The 16,741-nt window shown below is 57.0% G+C and carries 15 protein-coding genes and 1 tRNA gene; 13 read left to right on the forward strand and 3 right to left on the reverse strand.

Annotated elements, in window-relative coordinates; all coding sequences use genetic code 11:
• The first annotated feature begins 23 nt into the window (after positions 1–23).
• The 3 genes from KF784_12410 to KF784_12420 all read left to right on the forward strand — a co-directional run bounded on the left by KF784_12410 (position 24) and on the right by KF784_12420 (position 4,191).
• The gene (locus KF784_12410; GenBank protein MBX3119862.1) at positions 24–416 is read left to right on the forward strand and encodes a hypothetical protein; all 393 of its coding nucleotides are present in this window, start codon (positions 24–26) and stop codon (positions 414–416) included.
• A 3-nt stretch (positions 417–419) separates the two neighbouring features.
• Positions 420–2,897: a DUF4132 domain-containing protein gene (locus tag KF784_12415; GenBank protein MBX3119863.1), complete on the forward strand. Its 2,478-nt coding sequence runs from the start codon at positions 420–422 to the stop codon at positions 2,895–2,897.
• A 160-nt stretch (positions 2,898–3,057) separates the two neighbouring features.
• Positions 3,058–4,191 carry a PEP-CTERM sorting domain-containing protein gene (locus KF784_12420; GenBank protein MBX3119864.1) on the forward strand — a complete coding sequence of 378 codons (1,134 nt, stop codon included), beginning with the start codon at positions 3,058–3,060 and terminating at the stop codon, positions 4,189–4,191.
• Positions 4,192–4,230: 39 nt separating this feature from the next.
• On the opposite strand, the gene KF784_12425 is transcribed toward KF784_12420, so the two are convergent.
• Positions 4,231–4,602: a DUF1801 domain-containing protein gene (locus KF784_12425; protein MBX3119865.1), complete on the reverse strand. Its 372-nt coding sequence runs from the start codon at positions 4,600–4,602 to the stop codon at positions 4,231–4,233.
• A gap of 90 nt (positions 4,603–4,692) precedes the next feature.
• Between KF784_12425 and KF784_12430 the strand changes: the two genes are divergently transcribed.
• The 8 genes from KF784_12430 to KF784_12465 all read left to right on the forward strand — a co-directional run bounded on the left by KF784_12430 (position 4,693) and on the right by KF784_12465 (position 11,218).
• On the forward strand, positions 4,693–6,222 hold the full coding sequence (locus KF784_12430; protein ID MBX3119866.1) for a sugar ABC transporter ATP-binding protein: 1,530 nt from the start codon (positions 4,693–4,695) through the stop codon (positions 6,220–6,222).
• On the forward strand, positions 6,212–7,204 hold the full coding sequence (locus KF784_12435) for an ABC transporter permease (GenBank protein MBX3119867.1): 993 nt from the start codon (positions 6,212–6,214) through the stop codon (positions 7,202–7,204). Before KF784_12430 ends, KF784_12435 begins: the two co-directional genes overlap by 11 nt.
• Positions 7,201–8,184 (forward strand): ABC transporter permease, encoded by a 984-nt coding sequence (locus tag KF784_12440; protein ID MBX3119868.1) that lies wholly within the window; start codon positions 7,201–7,203, stop codon positions 8,182–8,184. The genes KF784_12435 and KF784_12440 overlap by 4 nt, the downstream gene beginning before the upstream one ends.
• A gap of 10 nt (positions 8,185–8,194) precedes the next feature.
• The gene (locus KF784_12445; GenBank protein MBX3119869.1) at positions 8,195–9,250 is read left to right on the forward strand and encodes a substrate-binding domain-containing protein; all 1,056 of its coding nucleotides are present in this window, start codon (positions 8,195–8,197) and stop codon (positions 9,248–9,250) included.
• A 115-nt stretch (positions 9,251–9,365) separates the two neighbouring features.
• Complete coding sequence (locus KF784_12450; GenBank protein MBX3119870.1) at positions 9,366–9,815, forward strand: hypothetical protein; 450 nt, start codon at positions 9,366–9,368, stop codon at positions 9,813–9,815.
• Positions 9,816–9,953: 138 nt separating this feature from the next.
• Entirely contained in the window at positions 9,954–10,280 is a 327-nt protein-coding gene (locus tag KF784_12455) for a four-helix bundle copper-binding protein (protein ID MBX3119871.1), read from the forward strand.
• Between the two features lie 178 nt (positions 10,281–10,458).
• Positions 10,459–10,797, forward strand: a complete 339-nt coding sequence (locus tag KF784_12460; protein MBX3119872.1) for a helix-turn-helix transcriptional regulator — start codon at positions 10,459–10,461, stop codon at positions 10,795–10,797.
• A complete protein-coding gene (locus KF784_12465; protein ID MBX3119873.1) occupies positions 10,769–11,218 on the forward strand; it encodes an SRPBCC domain-containing protein in 450 nt (149 codons plus the stop codon). The genes KF784_12460 and KF784_12465 overlap by 29 nt, the downstream gene beginning before the upstream one ends.
• 76 nt (positions 11,219–11,294) lie before the next feature.
• Here the strand turns inward: KF784_12465 and KF784_12470 are convergent.
• Positions 11,295–11,383 (reverse strand) — tRNA-Ser (locus KF784_12470).
• A gap of 146 nt (positions 11,384–11,529) precedes the next feature.
• The gene (locus KF784_12475; protein MBX3119874.1) at positions 11,530–13,620 is read right to left on the reverse strand and encodes a thioredoxin domain-containing protein; all 2,091 of its coding nucleotides are present in this window, start codon (positions 13,618–13,620) and stop codon (positions 11,530–11,532) included.
• 216 nt (positions 13,621–13,836) lie between these two features.
• Between KF784_12475 and rpsO the strand changes: the two genes are divergently transcribed.
• Both rpsO and KF784_12485 read left to right on the forward strand, forming a co-directional pair.
• The gene (rpsO, locus tag KF784_12480) at positions 13,837–14,118 is read left to right on the forward strand and encodes a 30S ribosomal protein S15 (protein ID MBX3119875.1); all 282 of its coding nucleotides are present in this window, start codon (positions 13,837–13,839) and stop codon (positions 14,116–14,118) included.
• A 9-nt stretch (positions 14,119–14,127) separates the two neighbouring features.
• On the forward strand, positions 14,128–16,611 hold the full coding sequence (locus KF784_12485) for a polyribonucleotide nucleotidyltransferase (GenBank protein MBX3119876.1): 2,484 nt from the start codon (positions 14,128–14,130) through the stop codon (positions 16,609–16,611).
• Positions 16,612–16,741: the final 130 nt, after the last annotated feature.

The following is a 16,741-nucleotide window of genomic DNA, read 5'->3' on the forward strand; positions in this document are numbered from 1 at the left end:
AACCCGAACTCGCGAGAAAAACAATGGTTCAAGTACTGATGGTCGATGAATCCACTGCCGGAGGGCGCATACAGGGGCTGACCTTGCAGATTGCCTCCCACGAGATATCCATTAGAGATCTGATCGCACTTCGGGTACGGACGGAGATAGAGAATTACAACCGGGAGAGACCTGCCAGGTTTTACGGCCTGATCCAGCCGACCGACGTCGAGACATTTCTGAACGGACCGAAGGAGAGAGCATACAAGCCCATCAATGCGGACAGACAGGTTCAAATCGCGCTGGATGCGTTTGAGAAACAGAGGTTTTTGGTGCTGCTGCCTGGGGGGCAGGCCCAATCGCTAGATGAGGTCGTCACGCTGCGCGATAACGACGAAGTGTCCTTCCTGCGGCTGGTTCCGCTGATCGGCGGGTAAAGGATGAGGCTGCCATTCCTTTCTAAAGCCCTGAAGGGGCAGACGGTCGATCTTTCCAAAAGCGACTATCAGGAAGAGCATCGCATGCTGGCCTTGTATCTTGAGCAGAGCGATGCCTGGCGAAAGCAGGATGGGACCCACTTTATCTGGGGCTACGATCCATCAAGTGTGGAGGCGTCTGTGCCGATCCTCAAACGCACGAAGGAAGCTGGAGGCCGCATGATGACGGCGATCGGGGAGCGACTGGCGAATATCACGCCGATAAGCCAGCACGATTTTTTTGTTACGCAGGGCGATCTGCCATTCCTATACTCGCTCGCGACGATGCTCTCCTGCAGACAGCCGGAGTTCACCCCGCAGCAGATTCAGCACCTCCTGATGCTTTCGATGCGCAGCCAGGCTTGTTCATGGACATTCGGCAAGGATAGCCTGACGTCGATGATCGTTGGCGCGGCCAAGCGGCAGGGGCTGACGCCCGAGATAAAAAAGGCTATCGATGCGATAATCGAAGCTTATGAAGAGGAGACCCGGCGCACACATCTCAGCAAGGAAGATCAGCGCAGTCTAGCTCGGCTCAGAGCGGTGCGCGAAAGCCAGGACCCCAACGCTCACCCACTCAACGAACCTTGGCAGGCTCCCCTGGCAACTGAAGAGACACGCTTGCTCGAGTTCATTCGCCATTGCGCGACTGCAAGCGGGAAGACGCCTTCCGAAAAGTGGAAGAAGGTTGCTGCTGGAATATTGGCGCGCTTCGAAACGAATGACCTGCTTGCTCTGTTCGAGCAGTCTCTCGCAGGCGTGCGCAAGATGGAGGTTCCCGTCGACGCGGCGCACAGCAGCATGCTGCGCGGATACTGCTGGATGATCGGGCTGATCAAAAGTCCGCGAGCCGCCTTTCTGCTTGGCGAGATGTTGCTTGCGTGCAACCATAAGCTCACAGGCTTCGGAGCCCGCTCGCAGAAGGGCTTCAGCGCCTGCGTGATCGCTTTGGAGCAGATGGGGGAAGTCTATGCCTTGGCTGAGCTTTCCAAGGCACGGGCTAAGGTCAAGACGCCGAGCCTGGCGGACCACCTGCTGAGCACACTGAACCACGCCGCAGCACAGCAGAATATCTCCCTGGAAGAGCTTGAAGAGATCATTCTTCCGACCTTTGAACTGGATGTTCCGGGCATAAAGAATCTTGGGTTTGGAGATTCGCAGGCAACTCTGGAGATCGTCGGCACCTCCGAGGTTGAGCTTCGATGGACAAAGGCAGGCAAGCCGGTGAAATCGGCTCCCGCACACGTGAAGGCCGAGTTCAAGCAAGAGCTTGCTGAGCTGACGAGGACAAAGAAGGAGATCGAATCGGCGCTTTCTGCTCAAAAGGCTCGACTTGAATCGCTCTTCATGATCGACCGGTCATGGCCCTATCCGCTCTGGCGAGAGAGGCATATCGATCATCCTCTCATGGCGAACATGACGCGGAGGCTGGTGTGGCGATTCCTCACAGCGAAGGGTGAAGTGTTGGGTATCGCGACCGACGGCGTTCCCCTCGATATCGAGGACAAGCCGATTGAAGGCCTTGACGAAAACGCCGAAGTTCGTCTTTGGCATCCGCTCGACGCTGGGGTTTCCGCGGTCGAGGCATGGCGGGAGTACATCGTCGACCACGAGATCCGGCAGCCGTTTAAGCAGGCCCACAGGGAGGTTTATATCCTTACGGACGCCGAGCGAACGACCGGCATCTACTCAAACCGATTTGCCGCGCACGTGCTCAAGCAGCATCAATGCGCCGCGCTGATGCGCGCCCGAGGATGGAGATATCAGCTGCAGGGCTGGTTCGACTCGCAGTCGATACCGACGCTGGCTCTGCGCCAGCATGGATTGCGGGCTGAATACTTCGTCGAAGTCTCCGAAAACGACCCGGCGATGATGACGTCGGAGTCTGGCATCGCCACCTACGTCATCTCGGACCAGCTGCGGTTTCTCGATCTGGAAAACAACGCGGTCAGGCTTGATGAGATTCCGGCGAAAGTCTTTTCCGAAGTCTTGCGCGATGTCGACCTCTTTGTCGGCGTTTGCAGCGTCGGAAACGACGCGAGCTGGTTTGACCAAGGCGAGAGAATGGGCTTTGGCGCATACTGGCAATCATTCTCTTTTGGGGACCTGTCGGCTACGGCAGAGACCCGAAAGGCGATTCTGGGAAGGCTCCTTCCTCGACTGTCCCTCGCCAATGTTGCGCATATCGATGGCAGGTTCTTGGTTGTAAGGGGCAAGCGACGCACCTACAAGATTCATCTAGGCAGTTCGAACATTCTCATGGAGCCGAACGATCAGTATCTGTGTATCGTGTCGGCGCCGGACAAGGAACTGAAGACAGAGACGATCTATCTGCCTTTTGAGGGAGATCGGACGATGGCGGTTATTCTGAGCAAGGCTTTGATGCTTGCTGACGACGACAAGATCAAAGATCCGACGATCCTTAGCCAGCTTGAACGCTGACACAGCGCATTATCCACCCGTTAAGCAAGGTCTCTCTTTTCCTTCTCTTAACAATCAGGCTTCAGAATCCTGCGGTCGGGCCGGATATCCGGCCCTTTCAGCCCGCTTGAGCTTCGGGACACCGTGCAGGGCGTGGCTTGATCTTGCAGGAAAAAGGAAGATGGATAGCACCCGCGCACGCAGCTTTGCCGCTCTCGTCACTCTCACCGTCATCAGCACGACCGCTTTTGGACAGTCGGTCCGCATCGCCACCTGGAACGTCAGCAACTATTCCGGGGGGCGAGTGTCCGATATACAGAACGCGGTCTACGGCACTTTCCAGGGCCGGAGCTTCCGCCCCGATGCGATCTTGGGCGAAGAGTTTGCCAGCGTCTCCGCCGCCAACGCCTTCGTGACGGCGCTGAATACGGCAGCCGGATCGCCGGGAGACTGGGCAGCGTCATCGGACACGGTTTTTTCGCTGTCAGGAATCAACGGCTCCAATGACAGCGTGTTCTTCTACCGCACCTCCAAGTTCAATCTGCTGAGCGCACCGATCAACGTCAGCCCCTCAGGAACCGTAGGCTCCGGCTCCAACCAGGCACCGCGTCACGCTTACCGCTGGGACCTTAAGATTCTCGGCAATGCAAACTCCAGCGAAGTTCTGGCCCTTTACGGCAACCACATGAAGGCGGGCTCAAGCTCGGCAGACCAGGCTCGAAGGCAGCCGACCGCTGATGCGATCCGCAACGATGCCAACGCGCTGCCCAGCAACTATCAGTTCCTCTACGGCGGAGACACGAACACGCAAAGCTCAAACCAGGCTCCCTATCAGACGATGGTCGGCTCTTCGGCCAACAACCGGGGACGGTTCGTCGATCCGATCCGAACGCCGGGTTCTTGGAACGGCAACTCTTCCTTCCGGTTTGTGCATACGCAAGACCCGACAGGGTCGGGCGGCATGGACGACCGGCACGATCAGATTCTGGTCGGCGGCGGGCTGGTCGATGGCGTGGGAACCGACTATGTCGGCAACGCGAACATCGCCTATTCCACCTCTACATGGAACGACCCGAACCACTCCTACCGCGCTTGGGGCAACGACGGCACCAGCTTCAATACCACGCTGACGGTCACCGGAAACACGATGGTCGGCGATTCGATCGCCCAGTCGCTCAAGAACACAGCTACCGGAAGCGGAGGCCACTTGCCGGTCTTCCTCGACATCGCCTACACTCCGGTGCCCGAGCCCGCCACGCTTGCAGTTCTGGGTGTGGGCGCGCTTGCCCTGATGCGGCGAAAGCGACGAAGCTAGCGGGCTACATCTCAAAGTGAGCGCTGACGCCTTCCAGGATCATCTCCCGGAAGGCGTTTTCGTCGAGGTCCCCGAACTTCTTGAACCGAAAGCAGCTCTTCCGATGCTGGCTTTCGGCTGGCGATCCTTGTACTGTTCTGCGATATATCCGTTCTCATTGCCTGCGCAGACATAGACCGAGATGTAGTTCTTGTTGCTGGCAAGTCCGAAGCGAAACCAGTCTCCCTCTCGGCCCGAGTCGTATTTGTAGTGGTAGGTTCCGTAGCCGATCATGCCGGAACGGATGTGGGGATTGAGGCCGGGGGCGAGCTCTTGGATCAGCCTGTGAATGCGTTCGATCTCAGACTTGCGCGGCTCTTCCAACCCTTCGATGTACTCTTCAGCCGTTTTCACGGCGGTATTGCCAGGCATAGCGAGATATTATCGCGCAAAGAGTTTTCGGGCAAGAATTGCAAGGGAGTTAGGGTTTAAATCGTTTGGTCGCGTTGTATCCTATGCACCATGCGCGGCGAGGGCACCACCGAAGGCATGGCGGATGGTAAGCCGCTGGTCTCTGTGCGCGGGCTCGCGATGGCTTTCGGCGGTGTGGAGGTCCTCAAGGGCGTCGATCTTGATCTGCGGCCCGGCGAGGTCCACGCAATCACTGGCGAGAATGGGGCGGGGAAGTCCACGCTTGCCAAGCTGATCGCGGGCGTCCATCGCCCCATTAGTGGGGAAATCCTTGTCCAGGGCAAACCCGTGCGGATGGATGGGCCAAGCGCAGCCACTGCCAACGGAATCGCCCTGATCCACCAAGAGCCGCTCACTTTCCCAGATCTCACGGTCGCGGAAAACATCTTTGTCGGCAACCATCCCCGAACGGGCACGCGGCTGGTCGATTGGAAGGCGCTGAACGCCCGTGCCGAAGCGGTGATGGCGAATCTGGGTTTGAAGCTTAAGCCGACCGAGAAGGTGAAAGGGCTTTCGGTCGCGGATCAGCAGATGGTCGAGGTTGCCGCTGCGCTCACCCACGACGCCAAGGTTCTCCTGCTCGACGAGACCACCGCTTCCCTCACCCCCAAAGAGGTCGAAGAGCTGTTCGTCATCGTACGGAGATTACGCGATCAGGGCTGTGCGCTGGCTTTTGTCAGTCACAAGCTGGAAGAGGTGTTTGCGATATGCGACCGGGTCACGGTCTTGCGCGACGGTGAGAAGGTTGGAGAAGTCATGGAGAAGGACTCCAGCCCAGCGGAGATCATCCGCATGATGGTGGGGCGGGACATCGAGCCCTCGTCGCATGCGCGAAAAGAGCCCGGCGAAACGCTTTTGGAGGTCAAGAACCTCAGTGTCCCCGGTCGGGTGAATGGGGTGAGCCTGAAGGTGCGGGAGGGTGAGGTGGTGGCATTGGCGGGGTTAGTAGGGGCGGGACGTACCGACGTGGCCCACGCTATCGCCGGGGTTACTTCGGGAGCTTCGGGCTCAATCTCCTTGAAGGGACAAGCCCTTTCGGTCAAGAATCCTCAAGCCGCACTCAGGCAAGGGATCGTTCTCGTCCCCGAAGACCGCCAGCACCACGGCCTTCTTCTGGCGATGGACATCGCTCAGAACGCTACGCTCCCGATTCTCAAGCGGCTTTCGTGCCTTTGGATGCGGGAGAAGGATCAGCGCACGATGGCGCAGGGATGGATCGAGCGGCTTCGCATCGCCTGCATCGGACCGATGCAGCCCGTGCGCGAGCTAAGCGGCGGCAATCAGCAGAAGGTGGTCCTTGCCAAATCGCTCCTTTGCGAGCCGAAGATTCTGATCGTCGATGAGCCAACGCGCGGGGTGGATGTGGGAGCCAAAGCCGAAGTCCACCGACTCTTGCGCGAGCTTGCCGACCAGGGCCTTGGTGTGCTGATGATCTCTTCCGACCTGCCCGAAGTCTTGGCGGTCGCTGACCGGGTGCTGGTGATGCGAGCTGGGCAGATCGTGGCGGAGATGGACCGCAATGAAGCAAGCGAGGAGAGCATCATGTTTGCGGCTGCCGGGGAGACCGTTCATGCGGGCTAATCCCCTCTCGGCATTGCTCAGAAGCCGCGAAGCCCGCACACTTGCCCTCATTATCGTCGTGCTTGTCATTGGCGCGATGAAGGAGCCTCGGCTCATCAGCCCCTCCTCGATCAGCAGCATGATCCTATGGATTCCGCTTCTGACCGTGATGGCGGTCGGGCAGATGTTCGTAATCGTTTCTCGGGGGATCGATGTGTCGGTAGGGTCAATTCTCGGACTGTCCGGCATTATCGTCGGGATGCTTTTCCGATCAAACCCCGAGATGAGCATTGCCCTTGGCGCGGGATTGAGCTTGGGAGTTGGAGCGACATTGGGCCTCATCAATGGTTCCCTCATCGCCTTCGTCAAAATCCCTCCCATCATCACGACGCTCGGCACTCTCAGCGCTTATCGCGGTTTGGTCTTCATCATCAGTGGCGGCGAGCAAGTGAACTCTAATCACATCCCAACGGCCATTACCGACTGGTCGAAAAATGGTCCGGTACACATTGGCGGAGTCACCCTCCCGTGGCTGATTATTTTCGCCTTGCTGGCGGCTGTGCTTGGACACATCTTTGCCCACCGCACCACGACGGGGCGCAATCTTTACGCCATCGGAAGCCACCCAGAAGCCGCTCATCTCCGTGGCGTCCCGGTGCGGCGAAGCGTACTGCTTGCGTATGTACTTTGCGGGGCGCTCGCTGGCTTTGCCGGGATCTTGTACATGTCGCGGTTTGGTTTTGTGAATCCTGGCTCGGTAGGGCAAGGTTATGAACTGACGGTCATCGCCGCGACCGTCATCGGTGGGTGCGATGTGCGGGGCGGATCGGGCTCGGTGCTTGGTGTGGTGCTGGGCTGTGTGCTTTTAGGAGTGGTCAATGTGGCGCTCGCCGTGCTTGGCATCGCCGCCGACTGGCAAGTGCTGGTGTACGGCGCGGTGATCTTACTCGCGCTTGGGTTCGATGCGCTGATGGGCCGTCGCAGAGGGGAGGCTTTTGCATGAGGAAGTTCCTCCAGCGTCCAGAAGCGATCCCGGCATTGCTCTTGCCTATCGCCTTTGGAATCGGCATCTTGCTTTCGCCGTTCTTTCTGGACCTCCGATATCTGCTCGACAGCACTTCGCTTTACGCCGAGACAGGCTTACTCGTGCTTGGGATGACGTTCATCATCATTACGGGCAACATTGACCTTTCGGTGGCCTCCAGCATGGCATTGGTGGCTTGTACAGTGGCAAAGCTCACCGACTCAGGGATGCCGATCCCGGCAGCGATGATCATTGGCCTTGCCGTCGGGGGGCTTCTCGGCGCGTTCAATGGCCTGCTGGTAGCCTACGCCAAACTGCCTTCTTTCCTGGTGACTCTGGGAACGCTTGCCCTTTATCGCGGTATAGCTCAAGCCTGGATGGGAGCTGCTTCGGTGCCGCTTCCAGCATCCTTTGTCGGGCTGGAGAAGCTGGATTTCCCTCTACTCGGCGTCCCGATGCCGATGGGGATTGTGTTGATGATCGCGCTGATTCTTGGGCTTGTCCTGCATCGAACCATCACAGGAAGGTGGATTTTCGCGGTCGGAATCAACGAGAATGCCGCTTACTTTGCCGCCGTGCCAACCCAAGCGGTGAAATTCTGGGTGTTTGTAAATGCAGGATTTCTCGCTGCCGTCGCCGGCCTCCTTATCGATTCGCGGCTGGGCGTTGCGCGCTACGACGTCGCCCCTGGCTTGGAACTTGACGCGATCACTGCGACGGTCCTTGGTGGGACGAGCATCTACGGCGGGCGAGGGTCTGTTCTGGGCTCCATGCTCGCGCTATTCTTAATTGCGATTATTCGGGTTCAGATGGGGTTGGCGAACATCTCTGCCGAGGTGCAGATGACAGTTGTGGGGACCCTTTTGATCGTGGCGGTTGCCATCACTATGCTCACGAGTCGGCTTGGTGGCAACAGCCGTCGGGTTGTGGCAGGAGTGAAGGCCTCCTCTGGTGAATAATAAGCGCAGCATGCGAAAACTGTTGCTCCTTTTGCCGATCGCCGCGCTTGTCCTGGCTGCGTGCCAACGCCCCGCCGACGAACTGAAATCTTCGACATCCGGCACACCAACCGCCGGTCAAAAGCTGAAGATCGTCTTCATCCCGAAAAACTCTGGCAATCCCTACTTCGACCAGGTCTCGGCGGGATTCGAAGAGGCGGCAAAGGCAGCGGGTTGTGAGTTCACGACTGTCGCTCCGGCAAAAGGTGATGCGACTTCTCAAATCCCGATCATCAAGGAGCAGATCCAGCGCAAAGTGGACGTGATCGCGCTTTCGGCAAACAGTCCAGACGCTCTAAACGTGGTCTTGGACGAGGCGAAGGCAGCCGGAATTTTGGTTGTAACCGTCGATTCTGACCTCACCCGAAACGAGTCGCATCGAGAGGCATGTGTTCTTTCTCCCGATGCCAAGCAGATCGGCGAGAGCCAAGTGGAGCTTTTAGGTTCACAAATCGGCTACGAAGGCGACATCGCAATTTTGAGCGCCACCCACGACGCCCCCAACCAAAATGCTTGGATCGCCGTCATGCAAGAGGCGCTGAAGCAGCCCAAGTACGCGAAGATGAAGCTGGTGGATACGGTTTATGGTGACGATCAGCCGGAAAAGAGCGCGACCGAGTTTGAGGCTTTGCTTTCCAAACATTCGAATCTGCGTGGTGTGATCTCACCCACCAGCGTCGGTCTTGCCGCCGCCGCCCAGGCCTTAGAGACATCCGGCAAGTTTCCGGGTGGACCGAAGGCCTCGGGAGCCGGCCTCTTCTTGACCGGCCTCAGCACCCCGAACCAGCTAAAGAAGTTTGTAGAAGGCGGCGTGATCCAGGCGTTTCAGCTTTGGAGTCCGCGCGATATGGGCGTGCTTTGCTGCAACGTCGCAATCGCGATCAAGCAGGGCAAGCTCACTCCAGGTGATGGCGTGGAGTTTGACGATCCGAAGCTGGGCAAGCAGAAGTTCGGCACGAATAATGTGATCAACATCAGCCCGCTGACGACGTTTGACAAGTCAAACATCGCAAATTTTGACTTTTGATTGGTGAGGATGAATGTCTTCGTATAACGTGAGGTTAAGTCAGCAAGACTTGGCCTCATATTGTTCACGCTACTCTTACCCGTTAGAAGAAAGCGTTTCTGCACTTGTACCTGCTGTGAAATCTCGCGGCTGTCTCACACTTGACGACCTCAAAACGGTCGGCAACTGGAAATCACCTCGTATTCGCCCCAAGATCGCTCGAAACACCGATGCGCTTGTCCAAGAAGTTACACGAAGCATGCTGCAGACTAAGTCAATTCGGCTGGCTGTGTACATCCCTCAAGCATTGGTCGGAGTGGGCATGCCGGTCGCGTCAACCCTTCTCCACTGGTTCCATGATGACCCCTACCCGATTCTTGACTTTCGCGCTCTGTGGAGTATGGGCTTTGACGACGGGACCGTCTACTCGCTTGACTTTTGGGAGTCTTACGTCAACTCAGTCAGGCAGCTTGCCCAAGACTGGAACGTAGACATGCGCACTCTAGACCGAGCGCTTTGGCAGTACTCCAATGAGCATCAGCCAGCGCAAGCGAACGCAGTGAAGGTCCGGCCTGGAAATCCATAGAATCAAACACGTTTTGTACGCCACGTTATTCCTATATTCAATTTCGAGCAGCAATAAAAAATGAACTAGCTGTTGTTCTCCTACGATTGCGCGTAAGGAGAAGTAAGTGCGTCGGGCGGCCGACGCAAGGAGAAAATAATGGCAAATACAGCTACTCTTGACCGATGTATCGAGTCCTGTACGAGTTGTGAAAAGGAATGCCGATCCTGCGCCTCGGAGTGTCGAGGCATGACCGACAAGCCAGAGATGGTTGATTGCGCTCGTGCATGCGAGATGTGCGCTTCGGAATGTGCGCGAACCGTTCAGGCGATGGAGCGGGGCTCTAACGACAATTGTTCAAAGTGCGCTTCGATGTGCGAAAAATGCGCTGCCGAGTGTGATAAGTACGACCACGAGATGTGCAAGCATTGCGCTCAGAGCTGCCGAGACTGCGCGGAAATTTGCCGCGAATCGGCAGCTGCATGATCGTGAATCTGCCACGGGGAGGCATGCTGTCCATCCTGCCTCCCCCACAATCATAGGCAATTAGCCGGAGGAGCTGATCCGGCGAATGCAGGCTACTGCCTGCGACTACGCATTCATGTGATCTTGTTTCAACTTACTCTTGACAAGATATGTTGCTATTTAGTAACATATCTGTGCGATGGCGGAGGATGTCTGGAAGGCACTGGCCGATCCGACACGGCGCGCGATTTTGGACCAGTTACGCGATGAGCCACGGACGACCGGTGAGCTTGTCGAAGCTTTTCCGAACCTGGATCGATGCACGGTAATGAAACACCTTGAGATCTTGGTTCGGTGTGGACTTGTGCTCCCGCGCAAGCAGGGAAGGGTACGGCAGAACTATCTGAATCCAGCCCCATTGCAGGCGATCGTGGAGCGGTGGGTTCACGGGCACACTGCTCGAATTGCCGAAGCCGCGTTTAGGCTCAAACGCATCGCGGAGGAAGAGAATGGAACAGGCAGTCATCAAACAGATTGAACTTGAACTCGACATTAATGCCCCAATCGGGCGGGTTTGGAACTCCTTGCTCAACGAGCTACCGGTCTGGTGGCCGGGCGACTTTTTGGGTTATCCCGAGGGTGGTCCAATAAAATTTGAGCCACATGTCGGCGGACGATTGTATGAACAGACTGAGGACGGCAAGAGCCTTCTTTGGTCGACGGTGATCGCCATTGCGCCTGAAAAGTCGATGGACTTCATCGGATACATGACCCCTGCGTTTGGTGGCCCCACGCTGACAATGCTGCATCTAGAGCTCGAAGCGGATGGGGACGCAAAGACGAAGTTTAAGATGACGGACTCGCTTCTGGGTCGAGTCTCAGAGGAGGGCGAAGCCAGCATGAATCAGGGCTGGAGCTATCTGTTCGGAGCATTTAAGGCGCACTGCGAGAAGGGCTAGAGTGTTTCCCCTTCCAGATCAATCCTTTGGATTGGCGAGGCAGGGGAAATCCAAAATCTAAAATCCAAAATCGGAGTGGCGGAGAGGGTGGGATTCGAACCCACGGTAGGTTGCCCTACACCGCATTTCGAGTGCGGCGCACTAGACCAACTATGCGACCTCTCCGAGGGCAGATTATGGCAGACTCTCTTGCAAAATTCACCCCAGGGGGACTCTCTGTTCGCGAAACTTGAGCGCCCATTGAGAACACCGACCGTTGAAGCGTGCTTCACTGTTCACAAGAAGCTGAGTGTGAGGTGGAAAAGCAAACCCTACCTTGTCGGAAGCCTAAGGCGTGCGGGCATTTCGCGCACTGCTTGATCGACCGTCATAGGTCCAGTCACTTTATCGCCAGAGATGACATAGACGCCGGGCTTACGCTTTTGAAGGTCAGGCCGAACATCGCCGGTTGCGGGTGCGACAAGCCGACTCGGCCTGCGCATGAAGAGCTCTTTTGCAAGCGAGACGGACTGTGGCCCAACTGTAATGGCGTGTTCATCATCCATGAGCCCAAGGGAGGCGCAGAAGTAGCCAGACCCAAAGAACGCGATCTGTTCGGAGAGTCCAGCGAATCGAGTCATCGTGTTAAAAGCCGTCTGACTCAGGTGAAAAGCCGTCCTCACACGGTCACTGTCCGGAGCTAGGTCTGCATCTCGATAAAGCCGTGAGTAGCTGTTGCACAGTCGGATCGCGGTTGCCGTGCAAGACTCTTTATAGGTGTCGAGGATTTCTGGTGTCATCACATCGACCGGTCCGGGTTGTTCGGGAGCCTGAATCATAAGGTTCCAAACGCCGCTTGAGCTTACGAAAACCTCTTTTGCACGGAGCAGTACGCGCAACCCGTTTTGAAATGCTTGCGGGTCCCCCGTCGAGAGAAAAACCTGCAATGCGGCGTCGGCATAAGCCAGATAATCGCCAAGATAGGCACGCGGCGGGTCTTCTCGGCCTATCGTACGGACCACATCGTCGGCAACTCTGAACCTGTCGATGTTCATCCAAAATGGCAGGGTGCGCTGAAGGCGGTCGTCGTCGCCGATCATGCGGGCGGTTTGCAGCATCCGGGCCAGCACGGTTGCGTTGACATCAAGATAAAGCTCTCCTGTGCTTTTGGGCTCTTTGCTGCGTGCGGAGCGCAGCTTGCTGAGAACCGGTTCAAATCGCGCAGATTCCAGAGCCGCTCGTGGATCACGCAATACGAGCGTCATCGCAGGGTTCGTCTCTACTCGGAGGCCGAGGACGTCGCGGGCAAAGTCAAGATCGCTTCCTTTGAGAGTTTCTCGCAAAAGCCGGGGCGGGAAACTCACGCTTGGACTTCTTCCATCAGCACGTACGTCAGAAAGCCGCGATGCCCACACAAAGCCTTGCGAATCCCATTGCGCCTGAAACTGATCGTAGGTGCTCAGCGCTAACCGCCGATAGAGTCCTTCACCGAAGAGTGCTGATGCCAGACCAAGCACCTGCATCATTTCAGCGTTTTCAAGAGAATTTTTTTCGAAGTCGGGCCGAACCAATCCGTTCGAGTTATTGAGGGCGACAAAAAACCCGCCGTCCATCCAATCGACAATAGAACTGGTGAGCAAGGGATCCATCCAAGCTCGGAAGGCGTTTTCATCGTCGAGAAGGCAGATGTACCGAAAGGCGCCGACACGCAAAGTCGTACGCCCAAAAACCGGGAATCCGCCATTCTTGATGTCTGCCAGCGCAGAGATAGCGCTGGCCTGTGCCTGAAAGTCAGGCAAGCCGACCTGGGGTGTATGAGTCAGAAGCTCTATGTCGCGCTGATGCGGCGATGTCACCTCTGTTTGAGGAGTTGTTGATGCACGTTCCGAATACTTATCGAGTTGGCCTTCGAGAAGGTCAAGCAAAGCAGGCCAAACCGCAGGAACGGTTGTTCCAAAGTTAGCTGCGCTGTCGAAATAGCGCCCATCGGGGGTTAAAAACCAGATTTGGTATCCCCTCTGAAGCCCTGTTTGTGCCCTGCTAAGGGGGAGGTATGTGCTCAACCACTGCGGCGAGTCCTGGGAGTCGATTCGGACGCAGACAAAGTGTCGATTGATAAAACTCGCCACGTCGGTATCGGTGAAGATTTGGTTTTCGATGGTCCAACCAAGGCTTGATGACGAGACCCCAATCACAAGCATGATGGGCTTCCCCTCACGACGGGCCTTTGCGAAAGCTTCCTCAGACATCGGGTGCCAGTCGATGATGGAGCGCATCGCTTGGCGGAGGAAGGGTGCGGATTCGTCTTGGAGGCGGTTCGTGGGGAGAGGCGGCACAAAGGGTTCTAACCAACGAACCATCATGCCGATGCCAAAGAGCATGCATAGGCACAGGGTCATCACTCCAAAATTCGGTTTCCGCATGGGTAGGCGTCCATTATAGGTGACGCGCGAGGCAGCCTCGACGTGCCTGAGTTGGTCCCAGGATGAGCCTCATTGACAATGTGCCTCCACTCAGGTACTATTTCGACCCAAGGCCACCGATGATGGTTGCCGTTGTATGGAGTCACTTGAGAGTGGTTGCATAGAGCGGCATCGAACTGGGGGCCTTGAGACAGACGGAGGCTAACTTCCTACAGAATGCCGCTGGAAAAGCAACAAAAGTCACAGATCATTAGCGAACACGCCGTGAAACCCGGCGACACTGGTTCTGCAGAAGTGCAGATCGCTGTGATGCACGCTCGTATCCAACAGATTACGGGACACCTTCAGAAGAACCCGAAGGACTTTCATAGTCGTCGAGGTCTCATGATATTGGTCGGTAAACGCCGACGTCTTGAAGGCTATCTCAAAGCAAAGGATATTACGAAGTATCGCGAACTGATCAAGACTCTAGGTATTCGTGAAGTCAAGCCTCGTTAGGAGGCTCCATTGATTCACAGTCATTCATTCGAGGTTGAGGGAAAGACCCTTAACATCGAAACCGGTCGCGTAGCCAAGCAGGCAGGCGGCTCCGTTTTGTTCGGAATGGGCGAAACGGTTGTCTTGGCTACGGCCACTATGTCCCGCAATGCTAAGGAAGGCATTGATTTCCTTCCTCTTGTTTGCGATTTTGAAGAGCGCAAGTACGCTGTCGGCAAAATCCCTGGCGGATTTAACAAGCGCGGCGGACGTCCGAGCGACAAAGCTATTCTCACCAGCCGGTTGATCGACCGTCCTATCCGACCGCTCTTCCCGAAAGGCCTGCGAAACGACGTTCAAGTCATCGCGATGCCGTTTTCGGTCGATCCTGAGTGTCCGCCGGACGTTCTTGCAATCTGTGCCGCTGGCTGTGCCCTCGCGATTTCCGATATTCCGTTCCGAGGAGCGGTTGCCGGCGTCCGTGTAGGCCGTATCGACGGCAAGTTCATTCTTTTCCCAAGCCACGCCGAAATTGCGGAGTCCGATCTCGACCTTTGTGTCGCCGGACATAAGGAAGCGATTTCGATGGTGGAGTGCGGCTCCAACGAAGTGTCCGAGGCCGATATGGTCAAGGCGCTCAAATTTGCTCAAGACGCGATCCGAGTGATCTGCCTTGAGTTCGAAGAGTTCGCCAAGACAGCGGGCAAGCCGAAGCGCGAAGTCACCCTTTACGAAACCGACGAGGCGATGGTCGCCAAGATCGAAAAGGCAGAGAGCAAGTCCATCAAGGCCGCTCTCATCAACCCCGACAAGGCCACTCGCGAATCCGCGCTCGACGACATCATCAAAGAGATCGTCGCCAAGTACAAACCGGAATACGAAGACAAGCCCGAGCTTCAGAAGCAGCTTCCCGAAGCCGCCGACAAGGTTGTCAAAAAGATGGTGCGCAAGCTCATCATCGAAGAAGACACGCGTCCGGACGGTCGTGGACTGGATGAGATCCGAAATCTGGAAGCAGCCGCTGGAATGCTGCCGAGAGTCCACGGTTCGGGTCTGTTCACACGTGGCCAGACACAGGTCATGACGGTTTTGACGATGGGTATGCCAAAGGATGCTCAACTCGTCGATGCTCTTGAGGACAACTACGAGAAGCGCTATATGCACTTCTATAACTTCCCGCCCTATTCGGTCGGCGAAGTTCGGATGTTGCGCGGCGCAGGCCGACGCGAAGTAGGCCACGGCGCACTTGCCGAGAGAGCGCTCATTCCCGTGCTCCCGTTTGACGATCCTGAATTCCCGTACACGCTTCACCTCGTGAGCGATGTGCTCGAGTCCAACGGTTCGACGTCGATGGCGTCGGTCTGCGGTTCGACCCTCGCCCTCATGGATGCAGGCGTTCCGATCAAGGCCGCTGTCGCTGGAATCGCGATGGGCTTGATGTCGGACGGTAAGAAGTTCAAAGTTCTTACGGACATCATGGGAATGGAGGACTTCTGCGGCGACATGGACTTCAAGGTCGCTGGAACGCGAGACGGCATTACCGCTTTGCAGCTTGATACCAAGCTCGATGGAATTCCTGAGAAGGTTCTTTCCGATGCGCTTGCTCAAGCGAAGAAAGCGAGAATGCAGATCCTCGACGTGATCGACGCTGAGATCGCTCAGCCGCGATCCGAATATGCAGCTTCTGCTCCTCGCGTTGTGACCCTGACGATCAACCCCGAGAAGATCGGCGCTTTGATCGGACCGGGAGGCGCGACGATCCGCAAGATCACAAGCACCACCGGAGTCGAGATCGACGTTCAGCAGGATGGTCGAGTTCTCGTCGCAAGCACGACCGGAACCGCTTCCGACGAGGCGATTTCGATTATCAAGTCGCTGACCGACGAAGTTACCGTAGGCTCCGAGTTCATGGGAACGGTTTCACGACTCATGGGCCGTGGCGCGATGGTCGAGTACATCGCAGGCCGAGAGGGCATGGTCCTCTTGGAGCAGCTTACGCCGAACCCAATCCGAAGGCCGGAAGATGTCGTCAACGTTGGCGATAAGGTCCGAGTTAAGGTTCACGAGGTCGACAGCATGGGCCGCATCAACTTGACGGCGATCGGCGTTCCGCAGGAACTGCCTTCCCTTGCCGACAACGAGGCAGCAACGCCTCCTCCTCCCGGTAGCGGCGGCGGAGATCGTGGCGGACGCGGTGGAGATCGCGGAGGCCGAGGCGGCGGAGACCGAGGTGGACGCGGCGGTTATGATCGCGGTGGAGACCGAGGTGGACGTGGCGGAGATCGCGGCGGACGCGGTGGTGGATTTGACCGTGGCGATCGTGGAGATCGGGGCGGCGACCGTGGTGGAGATCGCGGTGGTCGAGACCGAGACCGAGCGCCCGTAGAATCGAGCGAGCCGAAAGCCGAGTTCCGAAGCGCTGAGCCGAAGACCCCCGAAGTTCCGAGCAGCTTCCCCAAGAAGAGCCGTGGTGACGACGAAGATGTGAACACACGCTTCCGTCCGCGACGGTAAGCATAGGTTCAAAAAAAACGAAAAGAGCCTCCGATCATTCGGGGGCTCTTTTTCTTGGCTAATCGTCCCTTTCACGACAGCGACGTGGCCAACCGGAACTCCACCCCCTTGCCCCCTCCTCATCAAGCCT

It is taken from the genome of Fimbriimonadaceae bacterium (assembly GCA_019638775.1).
Lineage (GTDB): Bacteria > Armatimonadota > Fimbriimonadia > Fimbriimonadales > Fimbriimonadaceae > JAHBTD01.